Genomic DNA, 3,311 nt, shown 5'->3' with positions numbered 1-3,311 from the left:
GTTCAGGCCTAGGGTCATTGATGTAATTGCCATACAACATATTTAGATCCGGCCTTTTAATCATATAAATGGCAGTGGAGTCATGCATGGCTTTTAACTGCGTTAATGTTAAATCATAACGTTTGGACTCAAAATAACCTTTATATCTTAACTGGCCGTAGTGAATACTATCTTTTAGCGTTTGTTGGCGTAAGTAGAACATATTGCCATAAAGTAGCGTCACTGTATCGCCGGTAATATCAACGACCTTAGCAAGGCGGTATTTCTCTTTTGGCCTTAGCGCGTCGCTAAGTACCCTAAAATCTAAAAAATATATATCATCGATTTTAGGACTGGCAAGGTAGTCCAAACTATCATCATTTTATTGTTGAGATTGGGTCGACTTGTTATAAATAAAAAAACACAGCGCCAGCAAAGTGATTACCTTTAATACATTAGCAACGCTAAAGAGCTGGCGAGTAAACCAATGAGTAATCTGCGTTACCTTTATTGCCTTCACTGGTTTTTCAGTGCCGTTTTGTACTTTAACGCTGTCCATAAATCACCTTCCGATTCTATCTGTCCGTATGTTAAAAAGAGCTATAAGTTGCTACGCCTAAGGCTGTTTTTTATCCAGTAACAATTTACCGTAACTTTTTACTTTGACTAGAGGAGTTACAGGCTAGCCTATGACTAGCGAGCAAGCAGTCGGTCTTGTAACCAAGCGGATATGTCTTTAAGTTGCTCTGGTAATACCGAGTGTTCCATAGGATAAGTTTGCCAAGTCACCTTATATTTAGCAGCGGTTAGCAAGGTATTTGCCATTTTACCAGCACTCAGTGGTACCACATCATCTCGCTCACCATGGTTTTGTAAAATAGGGGTCGCTAGGTTGGCACTATGACATTGCTCGGGCAGTTTGTCTGCGGTTGGTAAATAACAAGATAATGCCAAGATACCCGCTAAAGTTTGCGAAAAGCGTAAACCGGTAAATAAACTCAATACGCCACCTTGGCTAAAGCCAGCTAAGACGATATTTCTCGAGGCTATACCTAAATCTATTTGTTCTTGGATTAACGCTTGCACACGCTTTTCAGACTCAAGTACACCGGCCATATCGGCGCGGTTATGCAAATCCATGCTTTTGATATCATACCAAGATCGCATTACATAACCTTGGTTAATAGTTACAGCTTGCTCTGGTGCATGAGGAAATACAAAGCGAATACCGTGATTTTCTGGTAAAGCTAATACCGGCACAATAGGAGCAAAACCGGCACCAGAGTCACCCAGACCATGTAACCAGATAACACAGGAAGTAGCTGGCGATTTAGGTTCGACGGTAATTCGTTCAAGTGGCATTGTTGACATAAAATTCAATAATTTATTCGTTAATAAAAAGATGCCACATCATAGCAACCGTGAGTGCCTGTGGCAAAACAGCAACGAGAACGGCCAACACCTTTACAATAATTGCCCAACATTACTTTGAAAGTAATCTAAAAAGGTTCTGGTTTTACTGGCAATATTACGACTTTGATAAAGTACACTTAGGCGTTGGGCAACACTATCCTGGCTCAAGGCTAATCGCTGTAAACTCTGTTCTTGGCCATTACTTTTTAGGACATAATTATTTAGAACATAGTCAGGTAGTTTACATAAGCCTAAACCTTGCTCTGCTGCTCGAAGACGCATTTCAGGACTAGAAAGTATCAACTTACCGTTAACATTAACCTGTTCAATTTTATCAGCATTTCGAAAGTGCCAAGGCTGATCTTCTTCCGCTAAAATACAGTCAAATTGAGTCAGTTGCTCTGGCTTAGCTCGCCCTGTCATTAGCGGTTTAATCGCTAGGTCAGCGGCCAGTTGCGGCGAAAGGTATATAGATTGCGGAAAACTTAGCAACTCCTTTGCAATCCAGTTTGATGCTGGCAATTCTTGCTCATGCAAAACAAAACAGAGATCAAACTTAGGATCAAATTCTGGAACTGCGCCTGAATAGTGCTGACAATGTAAGTTTATTTTAGGATAGCGCTGTAAAAAATCGCCAATTAAATTACTAATGATGGTATTAAAAAACTCTAAAGGTAATAAAATATTGAGCTTACCTTTAACTTGCTTTAATGAGGAATATAGCTCTTCTTCTACCCGAGATAAAGCCTCTACATGCTCTTTACTGGCACAAAAAAGTAAGCGACCACTCTCAGTAAGTGATTGTTTTCGTGTGGTACGAATCAGAAGATCACAACCTAGTTCTTTCTCAAGCTGCACTAGGCGTCGACTTAATTTCGATTTTGCTATGCCTAACGTCTTTGCCGCCAGGGTAAACGAACCAGCTTCCACTAAAGTCACAAATAAATGTAAATCATCTAAATTTCTCAATTTCATACTTATCTTACCTTTACCCGCTATTGTTTCATTTTTAGAACAATGATTCCCATTAAACACATCTAATTAAGTAATTACAACTTAAGTACACTGCCCTCCTTGATTAGCAATCGCAATACCAACAGCAATAGAATGGAGTACACCATGAACATAGAGACATTAATAAAAGTTACCGAGATTTCAGCAGAGCAATTTACTCCAGAAGTAGAACAAGCAAAGGGAAAAGTATTAATAGATTTTTATGCCCCCTGGTGCGCACCATGCAAAATGTTAGCGCCAGTAGTAGAGCAAATTGCCCAAGAGCATGATGACATTAAAGTAATAAAAATTAATGCTGACAATAGCCAAGCATTGATGGCTAAGTTTGGCATTCGAGGCATTCCTACTTTACTGCTGATGAAAGATGGTGAGTTAGTGGCTACGCAAGTGGGCGCTTCATCTATCAATCAAGTGAATAAATTCGTTCTACAGCATTAATATTATTGGTGATAAATTAACAATTGAACTGACAATGAACTTAAGTTATCAATACTTGATGGCTTAAGCTCAAATATTTAAAATACCTAATTCACTTTTCATTGATCTATTTCAGATATCCCTTTTTACTATTCATTACAATCATAAATAACAATCACTCCAACAATACCGTCGTAATCATCTTCGCTGTATAAGGCAAACATATGATGCAAATCACCGATTTAAAAACTGAACAAAAAATACCGCCGCTATTACGCTTAGGCTTTCGGCCCTTTTTTCTTAGCGGCGCCCTCTTTAGCATTTTCGCCGTTACGCTTTGGTTATTAATCTATAAGGGCACCATAGGCTTATCCCCTTTAGGTGGCGGTTATTGGTGGCATATCCATGAAATGATTTTTGGTTTTGGTGGTGCCATCATTGCTGGATTTTTATTAACAGCTGTACATATCTGGACTGGCGTACGAGGT

The 3,311-nt window shown here is 39.2% G+C and carries 5 protein-coding genes and 1 pseudogene; 2 read left to right on the top strand and 4 right to left on the bottom strand.

The genetic code is table 11. The annotated features are described in order from the left end of the window. From HRT50_RS18345 to HRT50_RS18330, 4 genes and pseudogenes are all read right to left on the bottom strand, one after another. Nucleotides 1-349: pseudogene (locus tag HRT50_RS18345) on the bottom strand (sel1 repeat family protein); the annotation flags it as partial. Nucleotides 350-361: 12 nt separating this feature from the next. Continuing rightward, the gene (locus tag HRT50_RS18340) at nt 362-538 is read right to left on the bottom strand and encodes a hypothetical protein (protein WP_291617194.1); all 177 of its coding nucleotides are present in this window, start codon (nt 536-538) and stop codon (nt 362-364) included. Between the two features lie 134 nt (nt 539-672). Next, nucleotides 673-1,350, bottom strand: coding sequence for a carboxylesterase (locus HRT50_RS18335; RefSeq protein ID WP_291617192.1), 678 nt, complete (start codon nt 1,348-1,350; stop codon nt 673-675). Nucleotides 1,351-1,443: 93 nt separating this feature from the next. Further along, nucleotides 1,444-2,367: a LysR family transcriptional regulator gene (locus HRT50_RS18330; protein ID WP_291617191.1), complete on the bottom strand. Its 924-nt coding sequence runs from the start codon at nt 2,365-2,367 to the stop codon at nt 1,444-1,446. Nucleotides 2,368-2,511: 144 nt separating this feature from the next. Here HRT50_RS18330 and trxA point away from each other — a divergent pair, with 144 nt between their 5' ends. Continuing rightward, on the top strand, nt 2,512-2,844 hold the full coding sequence (trxA, locus tag HRT50_RS18325) for a thioredoxin (RefSeq protein ID WP_291617189.1): 333 nt from the start codon (nt 2,512-2,514) through the stop codon (nt 2,842-2,844). A gap of 203 nt (nt 2,845-3,047) precedes the next feature. After that, nucleotides 3,048-3,311: NnrS family protein (locus HRT50_RS18320; RefSeq protein ID WP_291617187.1), on the top strand; the 264-nt coding region annotated here is incomplete at its 3' end.

The sequence above is a fragment of the Colwellia sp. genome, from assembly GCF_013215345.1.
Classification (GTDB): Bacteria; Pseudomonadota; Gammaproteobacteria; order Enterobacterales; family Alteromonadaceae; genus Colwellia.
This window is presented reverse-complemented; position numbering and strand designations above follow the sequence as displayed.